Here is a 19,372-nt window from a genome sequence, read left to right on the forward strand (position 1 = left end):
TCAGATGCGCACCACTGCCACCGGGCACGTGGCCTCTTTGAGCACGCGCTTCGTGGTCGAACCCAGGAGCATCCCGAGGAACCCGCCCCGCCCGCGGCTACCGATCACAAGCAACTGAGCCTCTCTCGCTTCGTGCACCAGAAGGCTGGATGCGGCGCCGCGGTAAATCACTGTGTCGATCTCGACCGCGGGGTGGCGCGTACGCACCTGCGCCAGGGTGTCCTCGACGACTGCTCGGTGCCGCTCTTCGACCACTCGCCATTCTGGGGTGTCCGGTTGAGTGACGACGGCACCATCAACGACCTCGACCGACCAACTGATCAGACAGCGCACCGTCGAATGAGTTTTCTCTGCGAACGCGACGGCATAGGCAGCCGCCGCGCGGGACGCGGCACTGCCATCGACCCCGACCACGACGGTTCCCGTCGGACTCGGCGCAACATCGGGGATCACCACCGTGGGGCATTTCGCATGGGCAGCGACGGACAGAGCCGTTGACCCGATGAAGGGCGCGCCGGGCGCGCCACCGCCCCCAAGAACCATCGTGTGTGCGTGCCCACTCAGGGCGACCAGGACTCCTGTGACCGAGCCTGGCGTCGAAGCGATGGTGACCGGGACGTCCGGCGCACGCGCCGCAGCAATCTCAGTCGCGGCCCGAAGCGCGGAATGCTCCCCATCAACGGAGTCCGCTGGCAATGCGGACATTGGGAGGTAGCCCTCCCCTGCCATCAGACTGATGCCCAGATCGATGACTTCCTGGATATGCAGAGGTCGCCCCTGGCGTACCGCCTCATCCGCAGCCCACGCCACCACGTGCGCGTCATGGTCTTGACCATCGATCGCCGCGACGATCGCCCCCTCGGGCGCACTGCCCTCCGGGTCGACCTGACCGCCACTTTCTGCACCACTGCCCGCTATATCAGCCATATCCCATGGTGGCACGAGTCACCGACATGCGGAATGACTTCACCCCAACCCCTGGCAGCCAACTAAGCAAGCGCTTAGCATGGGTCATCTGGCCACCCATCGAGGAGGATGCGCATGCATCGCAAGCTCAGCGAAGAGGACGCCGCCTTCCAACAGGAGATGCGCGACTTCTTCACCACCAAAGTTCCCCAAGACCTGCGTGATCGCTGGGCAGGTGGGGGCGAGCCCGCCGCTGACGACATCAGAGCGGCGCAGCGCCTCCTGAATGAGGCGGGCTTGGCGGTCACCGGCTGGCCGACCGAGTACGGCGGCCGGGACTGGTCCACGCTTCAGCGTCACATCTGGCTCACCGAGATGCAGGCCGCCTCGGTCCCCCCACCCCTGGCCTTTAACGCCAGCATGGTCGGCCCGGTCATCGCGACCTTCGGGTCCGAAGAGCAGAAGAAGCGCTTCCTGCCTGCCACCGCAAACCTCGACATCTGGTGGTGTCAAGGATTCTCCGAGCCGGATGCCGGATCGGACCTCGCCTCGCTGCGCACCACGGCCGTACGCGAGGGCGATGAATATGTCGTCAACGGTCAAAAGACCTGGACCACCCTGGGGCAGCACGCCGACTGGATTTTCGCCCTGGTGCGCACCAACCCTGACGCACCGAAGAAGCAGATGGGCATTTCCTTCCTTCTCATCGAGATGGATGCGCCTGGCGTGAGCCTGCGCCCAATCCAGTTGATCGACGGTGGACACGAAGTCAACGAGGTTTTCTTCGAGAACGTCCGCGTCCCGGCAGACCAGCTCGTTGGCGAAGAAAACAAGGGTTGGGACTACGCCAAGTTCCTGCTCGGCAACGAGCGCGTGGGCGTGGCGCCGGTGGGCTCAATCAAGCGGTGGCTCGCCAACGCAAAGGCACACGCACAGCAGATCACCACGGCCCACGGCACCCTGCTCGATGACCCGCTGCTCGCCGCACGCATCGCCGAGTTGGAATGCCAGGTCATGGCACTGGAACTGACGGCGCTTCGGGTCGCGGGCGGATCCCGCGACGGTAAGCCCGATCCGGCGAGCTCCATTCTGAAGCTTCGCGGCTCTCAGTTGCAGCAGGACGTTCTCGAGCTCATCACCGATATCGCCGGGCCGAGCGGCCTCGCCTGGACCTCGATCCAGGACGAGCTCGCCTGGGCTTCGCATGCCACGGCGACGTACCTCAACTTCCGCAAGGCATCGATCTACGGCGGATCCAACGAGGTCCAGCGCCAGATCATCTCCACCGGCATCCTCGGATTGAAGGGCTGAACTCATGGATTTCACGATTGATGACGAGCAAAAGGCCCTGCGCAACGCGACCCGCGAACTCGCCACCCGACATGCCCCGCAGCACGGCGAGGGAGGCGACGTACCGGTCGGTCCCGCGCCGCACGACAGCGCCGCCTGGACAGCCCTGGTCGAGATGGGTGCGTTAGGACTCCCCTTTGCCGAGGAGGTCGGCGGCTTCGGTGCCTCTCACGTTGAGGTGTCGTTGGTCGCTACCGAATTGGGCCGCGCGGGACTCCAGTCGGCGTACGCAGATGCGCTGGTCGCCGGCCAGGTCCTGGCCAGCGCAGGGCAGCAGGACATGCTTGAGCAACTGATCGGTGGCGAGAGCCTCATTCTCGCTAGCTTCGCTCAACCGGGGCGAGGATGGTCGCCGTTAGAACCCGCGACCACCGCGACCGCCGCTGGCGACGACTGGACGCTATCCGGTGCTGTCGGACCGATCGGCTGCCTGTCGGACGCAACAGCTGTCATCGTGCCCGCACAAACTCCTGATGGCGTTGCGCTTTTCCTCACCGAAGCCGGCGAGCGCTCTGCGGCGGGCGTCCTGACGCTCGACGGTTCCGCAGCAACTCAGCTCGTGGGCCCCGACAAGGCCGCAGAGGTCACCGTCGCGGCCATTGGCCTCGGTGTCGTGGCCATCACGGGCGAGGCATTGGGAGCCATGGAACAGGCCCTCACCTTGACGACGGACTACCTCAAGACGCGCAAGCAGTTTGGTGTGCCGCTGATGACGTTCCAGACGCTGACGCAGCGGGCCGCCGACATGTATACCTCGCTTGAACTCGCCCGCAGCACAGTCTTGTTTGCTGCGATGGCGTTGGCCGAAAACCCCAGCGACGGGCGTACCGCATCGCGCGCGAAAGTCGTTGTGGGCCAGTCCGGTCGGCATATCGGGCAGGAAGCGATCCAGTTGCACGGCGGCATCGGGATGACCGCGGAATACTCTGTGGGCCACTTGACCAGCCGCCTCACTGCCATCGAGCACACCTTTGGCGACACTCGCCAGCACCTTGCCGGCCTGGCCGCCGGGGTCAGCGAGTACGACATGGTGGACCTCCTGGCCTGACCGCCGCGCACACCCCCTACGTGACGCCCCCGGCCTCGCGCCTGGGGCGTCACGTGTTGCGTCCGGCGGCACGGCGCGCGTCTGACCACGTTTGCTGTGATCGACGCGTCGCCCAGCGCGAGCCATAGACGATCCCGATGCCCGCGAGGGCGATCCCGAGGATTCCGGCCGTGCCGTACGCGACAGGGAAAAGCCACGGTCTCGCCTCAGGTGTGTGCTCGGTCGCCCAGATCTGCGGCTGGTTGGTCGCGCTTCGACGGCGGACGCTGTCGGGTTGGAAGGACGTCCGCTCTTCCACTTCGACCGACCCGGAAAGTCGCTCCGTCGACCACACCCGAGCAGATCCTCCCCAGGACAGCTGTGCGGGGCATTGATAGCGGCCACCGACGGGCTGGCGGCAGTCGCCCGAAATGACCGCCGTCCCTGATCGGGTGACCTCGTCCCCGAGGGTCCCGCCCACGTAGTCAACGATCCGCCAGGTGACCACCAGAAGGAGCAACGCTGCGGCGATGGCGTAGGGCACGGGTTTGGCGATGACTGGCATCTTGCCGTCCTGCTCACGGGCGTCCTGCCACGCACGCCATGAGTCGTAGTCGGCCGGATCTCGTGCTGATTTCCCCACCGCACGAGAGTGCCAGATCGATGCACGTGCCCGCAGCCAGGTGCCTCGAGACATGAAAAGAGCCGCTTACTTGCTCGGGGGTCCAAGTAAGCGGCTCTTTCACGTGGTCTATCGGCAGACGGCCCTGGTGCGTTACACCCCGGGCAGACGAGCCAGGTGCGTCAGCCCTTGGCCGGGAAAGTCCAGGTAAAGCTGGCGTAAATCTCCTCACGCGCGTTCTTCACGGCGAGCACCGTCGCCTCATAGGTGCCCACGTGGTTGATCGGCCGGAAGGTGTAGACGCCGCCAGCTGCAGAGTCCACCCGCCGCAGTCCGCTGCGATCGGCATCCGGGGAGATCGGGACCATCTGCAGCGTGACCTCCCGGAAGTCAACGCCTGGAATCGAGATATGCGCCGCCTTGCCTTCCAGGACGGGGAGTTCTCCACTCGGACCGCCACCGGAGTAGCAGCCCTGCGGTATCCAGCAGTAATCGGACGAGACCAATTCCTGCTGACCGGCTTCGGTCTTCAGGAAGATCTTCGGCAGGGCGCTGTCCTGAGCGACTGCAGCCTCGGCCGCACCGGCCGACTGGTTGGCCGCGAAGCCGGACCCCAGCACCATCGCCGCCAGACCGACCGACGCCAGCCGACGCGACTTCGAGATGTTCTTCATGAGTCTCCCCTTTCAAGGGCGGTTCCCCGTCGGAGACAGCACCCGCGCCGGGGACGAGCGGGCAGTGACAACGGTGACAGGTTTGCTGGGCTGGTAGGGGTTTGGGACGCCCCTGGTCTATCCGCTCTCTCCGCCTGCGCCTCGGCCCGCCGTGGAGATCGCCATGATGCGCGCGCCGGATGGGCATGGTCGGCTCGAACTCTCGCGCTTCATCGAGCCGGTGTCCGCATCACGATGGGCATTTCATGGCCAGCCGAACGCCCTCAACTACCGTGCATTCGACGGTGGCATCCCGCAGGGCAATCGGCCCGTCGCGGAACGGATCCGCGTCCAGAACAATGAAGTCAGCAGACATCCCCGGAGCGAGCCGACCCGTGACGCTCTCGCTCCAGCAGGAGTACGCCGCGTCTGCGGTGGCATGGGCAATCGCCGCCTCAAGGGGGAATGAGTTTTCCGCCAGGTTCGCCTCAAGGCCCGGGTTCATTGCTGAGCGGCGGGTCGCGGCGATGTAGAGGTTGGGTAGCGGTTGGTAGGGCGCGGTTGGCGCGTCTGAGCCCAGCGTGATGGTCGCGCCCGCCGAGACCAACTCCGCCCATGGATAGCCGCGGCTCACCCGCTCATCACCCAGTCTTTCTCGCCAGTTCTCCTGGATCGCTGGATCGCTGTGCACCGGTTGAATCGAGGCGATCACACCGAGCCGGGCAATTCGCTCGACGTTCTCGGGCGTGACCGTCTCCAAGTGCTCGAGCCGGTCACGACGGCACGCACCCGCTCCGCCGCCTGCCTGCTCTAAACCCTCCAGCACATCGAGTGCCACGTCAGATGCCTCATCACCAATCGCGTGGATTGCGATCTGCAAGTCGGCCCGGTGAGCCGCCTCGATCACCGGCGTCAGCGAGGCCCGATCCCAGATGGGTGCCGGATGACGGCCATCGGCAAAGGGCGCCTTCATTGCCGCCGTACAACTATCGATCACCCCGTCGGTCTTGACCTTGATCCCGAGCACCCGCAGCCGCGGGTGGTCAATCCGAAGAGCGTGTTGGCGTGCGATGTCGACCTGAGCCAGGTCAGCCCTTTCGTCGCCCGTGCGATGCACCAGCCAGTGGCCACTGACCCGAATGGGTAGTGCGTCCTTGGCCAAAAGTCGCTCGAGCGCGCTCAAACTCGTCTCATCCAGCCCCATGTCGACGACACCGGTCACCCCAGCGGCGGTGTATGCGTCAAGTGCCGCAGCCATGGCAGCCTCATGATCGGCTTCGGTCATCGATGTCTCGAGCGATCGCCGCATCAACGTCTGCATCGCGCCTTCGATCAGCAGCCCGGTCGCGTGGCCGGATTGATCGCGTTCGATGGTGCCATCGACCGGGTCCGGGGTCTCATCGTCGATGCCGAGCTCAGCGAGCGCGGCGGTGTTGAGCCAGGCGGAGTGTTGATCGTTGGCCGAGAGGTATACCGGACGGTCAGGAAGTACCTCGTCGAGCAGTTCCCGGATGGGTGCTCTCCCCCCGAGCGCGGTGTAGAGCCACCCGTTACCGCATATACGCGCAGCGTTTGGGTTCTTCTGTCCCGCGGCCCGAACCCGGCTTTGAATGTCGGCAAGGTCTCGGGCATCCACGAGCGCGACCTCGGTCAGGGACCGGCCCAGATAGATCAGGTGGGTGTGGGCATCGATGATTCCGGGCAACACGACCGCACCGGCTAGGTCAACGACCTCATCGCCCGGCTGTGGTGGAGAATCCCCGTCCCCGACGTGCGCAAGTCGCCCGTCTTTGCCGACGACAAGCGTTGTGGCCCAAGGGTTTTCTGGATCTGCGGTGAAAATTCGGCCGCGGACGTAGCGGACGGTCATACCGAGATTCCTTCTTCTTCGAGATCGGCTGGTCTGGACGCGTCCAACGGCATTCCGTAGAGCCAACGCGTGAGGCCGAAGTAGATTCCCGCCGACCCGAGGATCCCCACCGCCAGCGAAAGGTCTACGCCGCCGAGGGCCTGCGCGATCGGCCCGGTGTAGACCGGAGTCGACGCGCACAAAAGAGCCAACCCGCCAGGCACCAGAATCGCTATTGCACCCGCAATATTGACTCCCCCGGAGTACCAGAAGGCAGACCGACGACCGACAACGCTGAGCGCGTCACCGTCATACCTGTTGTGCCGCATCAGGATGTCGATGGAATAGACGGTCATGATTGGCCCCACGAGGACGACCAGCAGCGACATCATGCTGCCGACTGTCTCCAGGAAGTTCCCGATGAGCAGTGCGTACGTCGTCATCGAGACCGCGCAAGCGGCGGAGATCAGGACCGCCACCGGACGCGAGGTCGGGACGCCAACGCTTTGCAGGGCGAGCCCCGCGCTGTAGGTCGTCAGGGCATTGTTGGACAGTGTTGAGGCGATGACGCCCATGAGGAAGAGCACCAAGAGCGCCGAGGGCACGATCGTGCTCAGACCAGCCTGCGGGTCCCCCATATCGACCACCGTCGCACCGAGCGCGCCCGCGCTCACCAACACCACGCTGGGGATGAAGCTCCCCCATGCGGTCCAGAACGCCACGGCACGCGGGTTCACCGACCGGGGAAGATAGCGCGCAAAGTCTGAGCTGTTCGTATACGACATCGGGCTCGACGCCACGAGCGTGAGTCCGGCGGTGAGTGCCGCCCAGAGCGCAGTGCCTTCAAGCGGCTCTGGCTGGCTGAAACCGAAGTCGCTGTTGAGAGCGATAATCGCGACCACCACGGCAAAGACTGCGGAAAGCACTGTCGAGAGCACCGGATAAAGACGCAGGATCGTGCCTTGGCCGTAGACCGAGATCAGGGTGGTCGCTCCGGCAACGGCAAGGATGACGACGATCTTCACCGGGTTCGATGTTTCAACACCCATCCGCTCCACCAGGCTGAAGCCCACGGTCGAGGCGGCTGCCCAGTTCAGCGCGATGTAGCAGACCGACACGAACCAGCCATTCAGCGCGATGGCGATCCTGTTGCCGCGGATGCCGTACATCGCACGGCTCACTACCTGACTGGACGTCCCTGATGGTGGCCCGCTGACGGCTACGACACCACAGAATCCAGAGAAGAGACTGCCGACCACGCTGACCAGCAACGCCTGCCACAGTTCGAGTCCCAGGACAATCAAGGTCGCGCCCACCACAATGGAGAGATAGTTGACGTTCGGTGCCACCCATACAGCGAAGAGCGATCGAGGCTCGCCACCGCGCTCCGCGTCGGGGATGATGTCGATTCCGTGTTGCTCGATACCTGCTTGCTGGGTCATGGGCCCGTCCTTGTCCGCCGGCGATAGCGTCGGCGTCGGTTACGTTCCCAGACCGGCGCGCGGCGTTGGGCGTTTTCTTGAGCAGACAGGACCAAACTTGTTTGGCTCGTCCATGATGGGTCGGTGAGTCGACGAGCCACGATCCACGACGTCGCAACGCAGGCGAGCGTGTCCGTGACGACGGTGTCACACGCCTTCTCGGGCCGAGGGTCGGTCGCGGCTGCCACCAGGCGTCGTGTCTTTGAGGTGGCCGAACGCCTCGGGTACCGCCCCGACGTCCTCGTACGTGCGGCCCAAGGCGAACGCCTTCCAATCGTCTCCCTCGTCGTTCGAGGGCTACCCGGTCTGCGAGAGGCTGGCGACGGACTTGACTACTTCATCCGGTTCTCCGGCGCTGCGGCGATGACCAGCCTTGAGACGGGTTACGCACTGATGTTGGTCGCCGATCCCTCTGGACCGCACGCCTCCGGCTCGACGCTGGCCACCGATGCCTTCCTGGTGACCGAGCCCGTCGAGGACGACCCGCTAATCACGTTGCTTGAGGGCAGCGGCATTCCCTATCTCACGGTCGGTCGCGTCCCTGGTGGTGCCGCACGGGCGCCGTACGTCGATATCGAGACGCCTCGCCTCACCCGACTTGGCCTCGATCACCTGGTCGAACGCGGCGCTCGACGCGTCGCCATCGTGGTGGGCACCGCACGCAACGAGTGGAATCTGCAAACCATCCGCACCTACACCCAGTGGGCCCGCGAGCGCGGACAGGAGGTCATTGTCGAGGCCCGACGTGCGTACGGCGGCGAACGCAGCGGGCTCACAGCGGGCAAGGCCCTAATGGCACGCGCTGACCCGCCCGATGCGATCTACGCGCTGCAAGGGCCACACGCGGTCGGGGTACTCCGACACCTTCGTGAGCGTCGCATTCGGGTGCCCGAGCGAGTTCAGGTGGTCGCGGGCGTGGAATGCGCTCCCGTACGCGATGCGCACATCCCGATCACGACCATTGATCTCGAGCCGGAAGTTCTCGCCGAGCGCGCCATCGCGGCCCTTCTAGCCCACCTTCGCGGGACACCCATGCCAGTGCACCGCCCTGGCGTAGGTGTGCTGGTTCAGCGCGATAGCTCGAGGAGTCTCGACGACGACGTCTCGGCTTAGGGCTCGCGGCTCCAGAAGTACGGCGTCGTGGTCGACACCTTGACGAGGCCCGATTGCTCCAAAATGGGCCGGGAGAATTCGGTGGAGTCGCTGTTGATCAGCGTCTTGCCAGCGGCAAGTGCCGATCGTGCCCGTGCGGCCGTCAGCGCCCGGTAGATTCCCTGACCCCTCCACGCCGGCAAGGACGCACCTCCCCAGATTCCGGCGAAGCATGTTCCTTCAACCGGCTCCAGGCGGCCGGCACAGACCATTTGCCCGTTTGCCTCCGCTACCCAAAGCTCAATGGAGGGATCCTGCTCAAGCTGCATCAGGAGTTCGTCGGCGAGCGAGGGTCCCCCGAAGACTGAACTCAGCATCTCCTCCATCTCCCGAACATCGCGCTCCTGGTGGATCCTCCGGAGAGTCACCCCATCCGGCAGCGGAACGTCGACGGCCAACTGGTGCGCCTCACCGATCATGATCGACTCCGGCTCGTCAGCCAGGAATCCGGCGGTGGTCAGCGCGTTCTCCAGGCCAGGCGCGTGGTCGTGCCCTCGAGTCTTCCATTCGACTCTGTTGAGCGAGGCATCGTCAGCACAGTGCTTGACCGCGGCGGCGACCAGATCCGCGACTTGCGCGCGGTCAGCGCCGCCGAGATCGCGATACGTGATGCGACCACGCCCATTCAGATAGGTCGCCAGCCGCAATGGGCCAATCGTGGTCATTGACAGGGCGCTGGGCGACTCTGCGGCCACCGTGCGCAATTGCTGGTCGTACGCCGCCAACAGGTCACCGGGGTTCATCACAAGGCGCAGCCTGGCTCACCGATATGTCGTGTGTCCAGCCGAATTGGCTTCCTGCGGCTAGAAATTGCTGCGCTGATGAGATCGCGCGACGGGTGGGGAGACATCCTGCTTAACGACGCGCACGCGAACCTCGGGCGCGAGCACACTCCAGGCACCAGGACGTCGTGGGTCGGGCGAGGAGCCGCGCCGGGTCGATGGCCTCGCCACAGGCGGCACAGTGTGCGTACTCGCCTCGGCTTAGTCGACCCATCGCGTCGTCAATCGCCTCTAGTTGCAAGCGAGCTGCCGAAGCAAGGGCGGCCACTTGCGCGCGCGAGGCTGCGATCGTGGTGCCTTCGGTGTCATGCTCGTCATCAAGATTGCTGTCCCGAGCTGACTCGACGATGTCAGCGAACGAGGCATCAAGGCCGCGTAGCCGCTCGATCGCCTCGGCGCGCTTTGCCTCCAACGCCTGAAGAGCTGCGTCGGTATCCATGGCCTCAGTGTGGCTCGACTGATGAAGGCGTGGTCGCGATACCGGTCACGAACATGTGCCCTGGCGCATGCGTGATCATCAACTCAGGTCGCGCCTCAAGAGCCACGGCTTGCGGAGTCACCCCACACGCCCAGAAAACAGGGATGTCACCAGGCTCCACCACGGGCGGGTCGCCCCACTCTGGATGGTTCACGTCTGCAATTCCGAGCGCTTCAGGTGAGCCAATGCTGATCGGCGCTCCATGTACGTCGGGGCGAGTCGCCGACACGGTCACGGCACGGGACACCAGGTCGGCCGGGATCGACCGCATCGACACCACGAGCGGACCGTCGAAGCGGCCTGCCGGTATGCACCGTTGGTTCGTGCGATACATCGGCACGTTCCGGCCAGCCTCGAGGTGGCGCACCGGTACTCCGGCCTCAAGCAGTCCGTGCTCGAAGGTGAAGCTGCATCCAATGAGGAATGAGACGAGGTCGTCGCGCCACACGTCGAGCAGGTCGGTCGGCTCAGCTACCAACTCGCCGCCACGGTAGACCCGGTAACGGGGAAGGTCCGTGCGCAGATCTGCGCCAGGCGACGTCAGGTGCGGCACGGGGTCACCGACATCGGTCACCTCAACAATCGGGCACGGCTTCGGATTGCGCTGACAGAACCGCAGGAAGTCAAACGCATCCGCCCGAGGCAGGATCGCAAGATTGGCCTGAACGTACCCGGGCGCCAAACCCGTTGTTGGTCCTGTGAATTCGCCAGTACGGCATCTTTGCCAGACCGCACTGGCGACGTCAGTTGAACCCATGCTCAGTGTCCTCACTCCAGCAGGCGGCTAGCCGAAGATGGCGGTGTAGATCGATACGATCTCCTCGGCGCTCGGCACTCGTGGATTGTTTCCCGGCGAACCAGAAGCGAGCGCCTGCTCGGCCATCAGCGGGAGACGTTCGGTCCAGACCTGGCGATCGATGCCGTACGCCAGCGGCGTGGGCACCTCGAGGTCGACGTTGAGGGTACGCAGTTCGGCCACCAAAGCCTCGGCTGCGTGCTCGTCTGGTTCCGCGTCGGTGGCACATCCATAGGCTCGGGCACAGTCCGCATAGCGGCTGGTCGCCATCTCGAGCGAGAACTCTGTGACGGCCGGAAACAGCATGGCGTTGGATAGCCCGTGGGCAACGTGGAAGTGGCCGCCAATCGGTCGACTCATTCCGTGCACGAGCGCAACACTGGAGTTGGAGAAGGCGATTCCCGCTTGAGTAGCCGCGAGCATCATGGCTTCGCGTGCATCGCGGTTGGTCCCGTCGGCATAGACCGTGCGCAAGTTCTTACCGATCGCGTGGATCCCTTGCAGTGCCATCCCCGAAGCAAACGGGTTGGCCTTGCGCGAGACGTAGGCCTCCACTGCGTGGGTCAGCGCGTCAATACCAGTGTCAGCGCTCAACCGTGCCGGCATCGACACCGTGAGCTCGAAATCGACAACCGCCCCAATGGGCAAGAATGCCGGGCCAGCGCACAACATTTTCTCGTCGGTAGCGCTCTCGGTGATGATGGAGAACTGGGTGGCCTCAGAACCACTACCCGCTGTGGTCGGCACCGCGACAACAGGAAGGGCCGGGCCGATATTAACTGTTGGCGCCTTGTAGTCACGCATGCTTCCACCCTGAACTGCCAGCAGTGCCAAGGCTTTTGCCGTGTCCATCGGACTGCCCCCACCGATGCCGACCACGAGGTCGGCGCGATGCGCATGCACCGCGTCGACGCCAGCATCCAGAGAGTCCGTCGTCGGGTCGGGCACAGTTCTGTCAAAAACCGCGACCTCAAACCCCGCCGCGACCAAGCTCTCGGACACCTTCGCGATCAGTCCAGTCGAGACGAGGTAGGCGTCGGTCACGATGAGCGGACGGGCGGCGCCGAGGGTCGTGAGAAGCTCTGGCAGTTCAGCCGTCGCTCCTCCACCGACCCGGAGATGGCGCGACAGGGTGATTGTGCTCATCTGGACTCCTCAGACGGACCGAAAGGCTCGTCACGAAGTATGTCCCACCACCGCGGGCCGCGGTGGTGGGACCAGCAACCTCGTCGCCCGCCGCAGAAAAGTCAGCGGGTGGTGTAGCCGCCATTAGCGAAGATCGTCTGACCGGTGACCCACCAGCCCTCGGACGCCAGGAACCGGACGATGGGAGCGATGTCTTCGATCTGGGTGAGTTGGTTTCCCATTCCCTGCGACTTGTGGAATTCAACGCGCTCGGGCGTCTCCTGGCCATAGAAGAACGGCGTGTCCATAGGACCAGGAGCCACCGCAGTGACCGAGATCCCACGGTCGGCAAACTCCTTGGCGGCCGCCCGGGTGAAGTGCTCCACCGGCGACTTGCCGCCCGCGTACGTGGAGTAGCCATCGGTGAATGCGCCCAGCAGTGCCGTCACGATCGTGATGATCTTTCCGCCGTCAGCGAGGTTCTTTCCGGCCTCCTGGATGAAGAAGTACGCGGCCTTGGAGTTGATGTCGAACATCGAGTCGTACTCGTCTTCGGTGGTCTCCAGAATCGGCTTGCGCAGCACCTTGCCTGCCGTGTTGACCGCGATATCAATCGTGCCGATCGCTGCCGCGGCGTCGGCGAACACGCGGGCAACAGTGGCAGGAACCGTGAGGTCACCTTGAAGAATCACACCTGTGCCGCCAGCGGCCTGGACCGCCGCCAGCGTCTCCTGCGCGGCGGGCTCGCTGGACTCAGAGTTGTAATGGATCGCGACATTGGCCCCCGCTTCTGCCGCCTGGCGCGCGATGAGCCCGCCGAGGTTCTTTGCGCCGCCCGCGATGAGGACGTTCTTTCCGTTGAGCGTGTGCTCAGACATGAAGCTCTCTTCCGTATCGTCGATATGTAGCAATATCTCTACGCTACATGCGCTAACGTAGCATCGTGATAGGAGAGCCGACAAGTGATACACGTGAGCGCCTGATCGCGGCCGCGGCTGACCTGATCGCGGCGTCACCGGGTGAGGACTTCTCCCTGCGCGCAGTCTGCGACGCGGTCGGCGTCAAGATGCCGACGCTCTACCACTTCTTCGGGTCCAAGCAGGGGCTCATCGACGCCGTCGTCGAGCACGGCTTCGACCTCTATCTCGGCGAAAAAGCCGCCATGGAGACCTCCGGCGACCCCATCCAGGACATCCGGTCCGGGTGGGATGCACACGTGGCGTTCGGCCTAGCCAATCCGGGTTTCTACACGCTGATGTACGGCAAGATCCAGCCCGGCCATTCCCCCGCAGCCCAGTCTCGCCCGAGTGACATCCTGCGCGGGTTGACCGCGCGTGCCGCCGACCAGGGTCGCCTCGTGGTGACATCAGAGCAAGCCGCAGCGCACATTCTGGTGACCAACATCGGGGTCACCCTGCGACAGATCATCATGGCCTCACCAGATCCAAACCTGTCAGCGGCAGTTCGTGAGGGTGCCATCGCGGCCATCACCGGGACCGATAGGCACTCCGCGGCGCCGGTGGCGACGGTCATCGAGATGGCGGCGGCCCGCCCCGAGGTCCTGGGCAGCACCCAGACTCAACTCCTGATCGAGTGGCTGAGAACGCTCGAGGCGCGAGACAACCGCTAGTCAGGCCACTTCAATAACGAGTTTGCCTCGCGCAGAACCAGATTGGCTCACCTCGAACGCCTGCGCCACCTGCTCAAGCGGGAACGTCCGATCGATCTCGACCCGCAGCCGACCAGCCGCAACCTCGTCCAAGAGGTTTCCGAGACGCTCGCCGTCGGGGCGTACCCATACCCAGCGGCCACCATGCTCCTGCACCGTCGGGTCTGCGATGGACGCTAGGCGACCATCCTCACGCAGCACCTCCAGGCTCTCCTCTAGGACGCCGCCCACCAGGTCGGCAATCGCGTCGAAGCCGTCGGGCGCGATCTCACGCAGGCGCTGCACGACACCCTCGCCGTAGGTCACCGGCGTCACGCCAATAGCGCTGAGCTTGGCGTGGTTTGCCTGGGACGCCGTACCGACCACGTGTGCGCCAGCGGCAACCGCCAACTGGGCAGCGAGGAAACCCACACCGCCAGCCGCTGCGTGCACCAGCACGGTGTCACCCTTCGCGACGGCAAGGGTTTCCAGAGTCCGCAACGCGGTGAGTCCCGCCAGCGGCAAGGCGGCAGCGACATCGTCCTCAACCTCGCCCGGCACGGCGGCAGCCGCGTCGGCCATGACCGTGACGTACTCCGCGAAGGTGCCCGCTGAGACGATCTGCTTGCGCGCATAAGCTGCGACTCGATCACCCTCGACGAACTCCGGGGTGTCCGGGCCTACCGCGTCAACCACACCCGCGACATCCCAGCCCGGAATGACCGGGAACGAGGCGTCCATGAGTGCATCCAAACCGCCGGCCATGAGCTTCCAGTCGACCGGGTTGACGGCCGCTCCGGTGACCCGGATTCGGACCTCACCTGGCCCGACTTTGGGGACCGGTTGGTCGGTGACGTGCAGGACGTCGTTATCGCCGAATGTGTCATAGCTAATGGCTCGCATGACCGGGTCAACGCCACACTCCAGGAGGTCATTCCTCACAGTGCGCGGCGTCGTGATTCGGCGACAACTACGGCACTTCGACCCCACCGGTCTCCCGAATCCCCGGCATCTCAACGACCTCGCTCATCGCGCGAGCTGAAGTGCCGTCGTTGTCGCCCGCTGAGCGATCGCCCTTGTGAGCCTCGAGAACGCCGAAACCGCAGCACTCGCCCTTCACTTCGAACGTACGCTCCGTTCGGCTAGGCGATCATGCTGCACGTCTTGCGCGGCCATCAGTCGATCACGCGACGCGACGATCTCTGCGCGCAGCGCAGGTAGATCGTGGCCCACCAGCTGGCCGCGGAACTTTCGAACGTCTCCGCCGACGAACACCGTGTCGACGTTGCCCGCGTGAGCGAACGACGTGATCGTCGACGCGGCGTGGGATGCAGGCGCGGTATTCACGTCGGTGGTCCGCACCATGATCACGTCGGCCACCATGCCCGGCGCTAAGGTCCCAAGACAATGCCCGACGCCAGCATTAAGGGCACCACCCACGGTGGCGAACTCGAGCACGTCCTCCGGACTGAGATGCGAGGGCGCCATGGCCGAGGGCGCAGCCGCTTGCCGTTCGAAGGACCGGGCCCGATGCCCGCTGAGCAGCACCTGCATCTCAGTGAACATGCTCAGGCCATAACTCAACTCGTTGTCGCCACTCAGACCTGGTCGGATGCCTGCGCCGAGGGCGGCGTCGACCTCAGGGAAGCCGCTTCCAAGCCCAAACGCAGCATCCGAACGCGCGCACATGTTGACCGCCACGCCTGCGTCGGCGACACGGCGCCAGACCTCGTCACTCATTCCGTAGCAGTGGTTGAAAGCATGGCGGTGCGTCAGCAGGCCATCGTCGTCCAACTGTTTGAGTAAGGCGTCCAACGCTGGGACGTGACTACCCATCTCGGTGGAGACCCATAGGTCGTGATCCTTGGCGAAGCGCCACAGATCAGCGTTCGGTTCGGTGGCGAAGAGCCGAAATGTCAGGCGCCCCTCGTCGCTGGTTCCGTACTTGTCGCGCAGCCGAAGCACGTCACGCGGCCAGTGTTGCGCGTTCGCGCCGTCGCCGAGCACACCGGAAGCATGGACCGCGCGGATCCCCGAATCCCACATGGCCTCGACAGCGGCATCACCGTGATCTGGGGTGTGGTTGTTGTAGGCGTTGTCAATGATGGTCGTAATGCCACCGTCGAGGGCCACGATGGCGGTCGCCAGCGTTCCGGTGTAGACATCGTGCGCTGCGTAGTGCGGCGCATACCCAGCCCGGGTGTAGGCCATGTATTCGGGAAAACTCAGCCGGGGCGCAGTCCCGCGAAGTTGCCCTTCCCAGGCATGCACGTGGGAGTCCACAAAACCTGGCATGACGATGTGATCGCTGGCATCGATCACCACCGCGTCGACCGGAACGCTCAAACAGGGTGCGACCTGAGCGACTCTGCCCTCGTCGATGAGGACATCGCCGACAGCCAGACTCCCCAGGGCGGCATCCTGAGTCAACACCGTCCCGCCGCGAAGCAGCACCGGCCGCGCAGGCGAACCGGTCAACTCGACCAGCGTCTCGGCGTCGTCCCGCACCGGCACCGTAGACACGGGAGTACGTGAAGGTCGGTAGTGCTGGGCGTCGTGTGTGTCCCCAACCATCGGCACGATCTCTCTACGATTCGGTAGGCAAGAACCCTGTCGAGCGCCAGTGCACGACCTTGCGCTCGACTAGGTCGACTGCGAGGTAGATGAGGAACGCCAACACGGAGAGCAACACGATCAGGGCGAAGACCCGGTCCAGTGCGAAGCTCACACTGGCGGTCTTAACCATCACTCCTAGGCCCGCCCCACCGCCCATGAACTCGGCGACGATCGCACCAATGATCGACAGCACTGCGGCGCTCTTGAGTCCCGCAAAGATGAACGGGAGGGCTGTGGGGAGCTTGAGCTTGAAGAATCGCTGCACCCTGTTGGCCTTAGTGACGAGGAACAACTTGTCCTGCTCCTCGTCGACGCCAGCCAAGCCGGCGGCAGTGTCAACCATGACCGGGAAGAACGCGATAGTAGCCGCCATCACAACCTTCGGAGTCAGGCCGAAACCGAACCAGGCGACAAACAGTGGGGCCAGCGCGACCTTCGGCGCGGCGTAGAGCGCGATCATGAGCGGCTGGATCACCTTGCGGCCAAACACCGTCTCGGCGATCAACACACCCAGGGCGACCCCGACCACAGCGGCCAGAGCGAGACCGATCAGCGTCTCGGTGACCGTGACGAGGAAGTTGTCCCATGTCTGCCCCCCGGAGACGAGATCCTTGCTGAGGTCGAGAAGCGCTGCAGCCGTGGCGCCAGGCGAAGGCAACACAAACTCGGAGACTAGCCCGACCGAGATGACGAGTTGCCAGATGCCCACGAGTACGACCAGGGAGACAGTGACGAGGAACCAACCAGGGATCCGTTCGAGATAGGGCGTCCGCGCATCGAGGGCGCCGCCTGCCCGAGCAGGGCGCTTGCTGGTCGCGCTCATCAGTTTGCTTCCTTCGCGCTCGGCGTTCCCGCGGCTTGGTCATGGCCGACCTTGAGCAGGTCACGAGCCCGGCGGACGTAGGTCTGGAACTCTTCGGAGGTGACGATCTCGGCGTCGCGGTCGGCGGGTAGGTCGACGTCGACGACCCCTGCGATGCGCCCCGGGCGGGCGCTCATCACGACGACGCGGTTGGCCATGAAGACCGCTTCGGTGATGCTGTGCGTGACGAAGAGCGCCGTGCTGCCTACGGCAGCAGTGATCTTGAGCAACTCGACATTCATGTATTCCCGGGTGAACTCGTCCAGCGCGCCGAACGGTTCATCGAGCAACAGCAGTTGCGGATCGCGAATCAACATCCGGCAGATGGCCGCACGTTGTTGCATACCGCCCGAGAGTTCGTTCGGCATTCGACTGGCGAATCCGCTCAACCCGACCATGTCCAGCAACTCGTTCGCCCGATCTGTGGCAGCGCGAGCGGCCCGCTTGCCTTCGGCCAACTCGATCGGCAACAGCACGTTTTCTACGATCGTGCGCCAAGGAAGCAGGACAGCGCGCTGGAACATCATGCCCACGTCGTCGGGGACGCCTGCCACGGCCTGGCCATGCACCTCGACAATGCCGGACGAGGGCGCCAACAGCCCGGCGACCACATTAAGCAAGGTGGTCTTGCCGCAGCCGGATGGCCCGAGCAGAGCTATGAATTCCCCGCGCTCGACCTCAAGGGAAACCGGTCCGAGCGCATGCACGGTCTCGCCACGACTCGTGAAGGTGCGCACCAGATCCTGAACCTTCACGGCCGTCAGGTCAGCATCGACTCCGCCGGAGGCGCCTGCTGCGAAATGTTCTGTCATCGCGCTCACATCCCTGTCATTTCTTGTTCCAGGCGGCGACGTCATCGTTGTCGACACCCACCTCGCTGGCACCCTCGGGCACGATCTTGAGATCAATCAGTAGGTCGCGATACCCGGCCCAGTCGCCCTCGTCGATGAAGCCATAGCGCCCCCGCGCTGATTCGGGCAGCGTGACGATGTCGGCGACCCTGTTCACGATGACCTGCGCGAAGGCGCGGTCCTTGGTCTCGTCTGGCGCGTACTTGGCGCAGACGTCCACGATCTTGTTCCGATTGGCCAGGCCCCACGCCCACCCTTTGGCTACGGCCTTGCCGAAGTTCTTGACGACCTCCGGGTTGGCTTCGTGCCACCGATCGGTCGACACCAGCAACTGGCCCACGACGTCGGGGTAGTCCTCGCTCTCCAAGATGTTGACGTCTACTCCAGAGGCCTTGATAACCTCCAGGTCGAAGTAGGAAGCCGAGTAGGCATTAACTGACTTCTTCTTCAACGCGCTGGCCGCCGAGCCACCATCACCGACTGCGAGCTCCTTGTAGTCCTTGTCCTTGGTGAGCCCAGACATCGCCAGGACGGACTCGGCATAGGTCACGTCGCCGCCACCTGGAGTACTGATCCCGACGGTCTTGCCCTTCAGGCCTTTCAGATCCTTGATGCCAGAGTTCGTAGGCGTCACCAGGTAGAACGCCTGCTTCTGATAGAGGGAAAACCACCCGGTGACCGGTGCACCTTCGGCGGCTGCACTCAGATAGTTGTCGGGCGCGCTCACGGCGACATCTGCCTTGTCGCTCAGGGTGGCCTGGATCGCCGCCGCCGAGCCGTCGAGCCCTTCGAACTTCGGCGCTACTTTGGCGTCGTCGTAGAACCCTTGTGCCTTAGCCGTGTAGAACGGCCACCAGGCCAAACAGCTAGCGAAGGGCAGCGCGACAATGAGCTCAGACCTTCCGTCCGCGTCCACTCCCGCCTTTGGGCTGCTACCGCAAGCCGCCATGCCAGCCATCAGGCCGCAGGCCGCGAGGCCAGCGATTGCTCGCTTGAACATCGATGTCCGCCTTCCAGGGAACGCCCAACCTTCGTGAGTCCTTGAAATATTAGTGCTTATATAATCATTGTCAATAGGCTTTGCTGGTCGTTATGGTCCGACGCCGCATGCCAAGGCAGATGGAGACGTGAACCAGAAGACCCGACGTCCTGGATCAACACAGAGCAAGCGAGG

19 protein-coding genes are annotated in these 19,372 nt (G+C 64.3%); 4 read left to right on the forward strand and 15 right to left on the reverse strand.

All coding sequences use genetic code 11. The features are described from left to right. Nucleotides 1-927, reverse strand: coding sequence for a universal stress protein (locus F562_RS20185; RefSeq protein ID WP_018156768.1), 927 nt, complete (start codon nucleotides 925-927; stop codon nucleotides 1-3). 114 nt (nucleotides 928-1,041) lie between these two features. Here F562_RS20185 and F562_RS0109745 point away from each other — a divergent pair, with 114 nt between their 5' ends. Continuing rightward, entirely contained in the window at nucleotides 1,042-2,217 is a 1,176-nt protein-coding gene (locus F562_RS0109745; RefSeq protein ID WP_018156769.1) for an acyl-CoA dehydrogenase family protein, read from the forward strand. A gap of 4 nt (nucleotides 2,218-2,221) precedes the next feature. After that, nucleotides 2,222-3,304 carry an acyl-CoA dehydrogenase family protein gene (locus F562_RS0109750; RefSeq protein ID WP_018156770.1) on the forward strand — a complete coding sequence of 361 codons (1,083 nt, stop codon included), beginning with the start codon at nucleotides 2,222-2,224 and terminating at the stop codon, nucleotides 3,302-3,304. A gap of 49 nt (nucleotides 3,305-3,353) precedes the next feature. Here F562_RS0109750 and F562_RS0109755 read toward each other — a convergent pair whose 3' ends face one another. From F562_RS0109755 to F562_RS0109770, 4 genes are all read right to left on the reverse strand, one after another. Continuing rightward, entirely contained in the window at nucleotides 3,354-3,926 is a 573-nt protein-coding gene (locus F562_RS0109755; protein WP_156822610.1) for a hypothetical protein, read from the reverse strand. Between the two features lie 161 nt (nucleotides 3,927-4,087). Continuing rightward, entirely contained in the window at nucleotides 4,088-4,579 is a 492-nt protein-coding gene (locus F562_RS0109760) for a hypothetical protein (protein WP_018156772.1), read from the reverse strand. Nucleotides 4,580-4,808: 229 nt separating this feature from the next. Next, nucleotides 4,809-6,428, reverse strand: a complete 1,620-nt coding sequence (locus tag F562_RS0109765; protein ID WP_018156773.1) for an amidohydrolase — start codon at nucleotides 6,426-6,428, stop codon at nucleotides 4,809-4,811. After that, complete coding sequence (locus F562_RS0109770) at nucleotides 6,425-7,849, reverse strand: purine-cytosine permease family protein (RefSeq protein WP_018156774.1); 1,425 nt, start codon at nucleotides 7,847-7,849, stop codon at nucleotides 6,425-6,427. Before F562_RS0109770 ends, F562_RS0109765 begins: the two co-directional genes overlap by 4 nt. A gap of 123 nt (nucleotides 7,850-7,972) precedes the next feature. Between F562_RS0109770 and F562_RS0109775 the strand changes: the two genes are divergently transcribed. Continuing rightward, nucleotides 7,973-9,001, forward strand: coding sequence for a LacI family DNA-binding transcriptional regulator (locus tag F562_RS0109775; protein ID WP_018156775.1), 1,029 nt, complete (start codon nucleotides 7,973-7,975; stop codon nucleotides 8,999-9,001). Here the strand turns inward: F562_RS0109775 and F562_RS0109780 are convergent. The 5 genes from F562_RS0109780 to F562_RS0109800 all read right to left on the reverse strand — a co-directional run bounded on the left by F562_RS0109780 (nucleotide 8,998) and on the right by F562_RS0109800 (nucleotide 13,099). Continuing rightward, on the reverse strand, nucleotides 8,998-9,783 hold the full coding sequence (locus tag F562_RS0109780; RefSeq protein WP_018156776.1) for a GNAT family N-acetyltransferase: 786 nt from the start codon (nucleotides 9,781-9,783) through the stop codon (nucleotides 8,998-9,000). The genes F562_RS0109775 and F562_RS0109780 overlap by 4 nt on opposite strands. A gap of 112 nt (nucleotides 9,784-9,895) precedes the next feature. Beyond that, on the reverse strand, nucleotides 9,896-10,261 hold the full coding sequence (locus tag F562_RS0109785) for a TraR/DksA family transcriptional regulator (RefSeq protein ID WP_018156777.1): 366 nt from the start codon (nucleotides 10,259-10,261) through the stop codon (nucleotides 9,896-9,898). 4 nt (nucleotides 10,262-10,265) lie between these two features. After that, complete coding sequence (locus tag F562_RS0109790) at nucleotides 10,266-11,057, reverse strand: putative hydro-lyase (protein ID WP_026181169.1); 792 nt, start codon at nucleotides 11,055-11,057, stop codon at nucleotides 10,266-10,268. Between the two features lie 27 nt (nucleotides 11,058-11,084). Next, entirely contained in the window at nucleotides 11,085-12,242 is a 1,158-nt protein-coding gene (locus F562_RS0109795; protein WP_018156779.1) for an iron-containing alcohol dehydrogenase, read from the reverse strand. A 101-nt stretch (nucleotides 12,243-12,343) separates the two neighbouring features. Continuing rightward, entirely contained in the window at nucleotides 12,344-13,099 is a 756-nt protein-coding gene (locus F562_RS0109800) for an SDR family oxidoreductase (protein ID WP_018156780.1), read from the reverse strand. A gap of 65 nt (nucleotides 13,100-13,164) precedes the next feature. On the opposite strand from F562_RS0109800, the gene F562_RS0109805 reads away from it, so the two are divergent. After that, entirely contained in the window at nucleotides 13,165-13,851 is a 687-nt protein-coding gene (locus F562_RS0109805) for a TetR/AcrR family transcriptional regulator (protein WP_018156781.1), read from the forward strand. Here F562_RS0109805 and F562_RS0109810 read toward each other — a convergent pair whose 3' ends face one another. The 5 genes from F562_RS0109810 to F562_RS0109835 all read right to left on the reverse strand — a co-directional run bounded on the left by F562_RS0109810 (nucleotide 13,852) and on the right by F562_RS0109835 (nucleotide 19,198). Continuing rightward, on the reverse strand, nucleotides 13,852-14,772 hold the full coding sequence (locus F562_RS0109810) for an NADP-dependent oxidoreductase (protein WP_018156782.1): 921 nt from the start codon (nucleotides 14,770-14,772) through the stop codon (nucleotides 13,852-13,854). A 213-nt stretch (nucleotides 14,773-14,985) separates the two neighbouring features. Continuing rightward, nucleotides 14,986-16,392, reverse strand: coding sequence for an amidohydrolase family protein (locus F562_RS0109820; protein WP_018156784.1), 1,407 nt, complete (start codon nucleotides 16,390-16,392; stop codon nucleotides 14,986-14,988). A 64-nt stretch (nucleotides 16,393-16,456) separates the two neighbouring features. Further along, nucleotides 16,457-17,308: an ABC transporter permease gene (locus tag F562_RS0109825; protein ID WP_018156785.1), complete on the reverse strand. Its 852-nt coding sequence runs from the start codon at nucleotides 17,306-17,308 to the stop codon at nucleotides 16,457-16,459. Then, nucleotides 17,308-18,159, reverse strand: coding sequence for an ABC transporter ATP-binding protein (locus tag F562_RS0109830; protein ID WP_051080216.1), 852 nt, complete (start codon nucleotides 18,157-18,159; stop codon nucleotides 17,308-17,310). The genes F562_RS0109825 and F562_RS0109830 overlap by 1 nt, the downstream gene beginning before the upstream one ends. 16 nt (nucleotides 18,160-18,175) lie before the next feature. Beyond that, nucleotides 18,176-19,198: an ABC transporter substrate-binding protein gene (locus F562_RS0109835; protein WP_018156787.1), complete on the reverse strand. Its 1,023-nt coding sequence runs from the start codon at nucleotides 19,196-19,198 to the stop codon at nucleotides 18,176-18,178. Nucleotides 19,199-19,372 lie beyond the last annotated feature (174 nt).

This window comes from Demetria terragena DSM 11295 (assembly GCF_000376825.1).
Taxonomy (GTDB): Bacteria; Actinomycetota; Actinomycetes; order Actinomycetales; family Dermatophilaceae; genus Demetria; species Demetria terragena.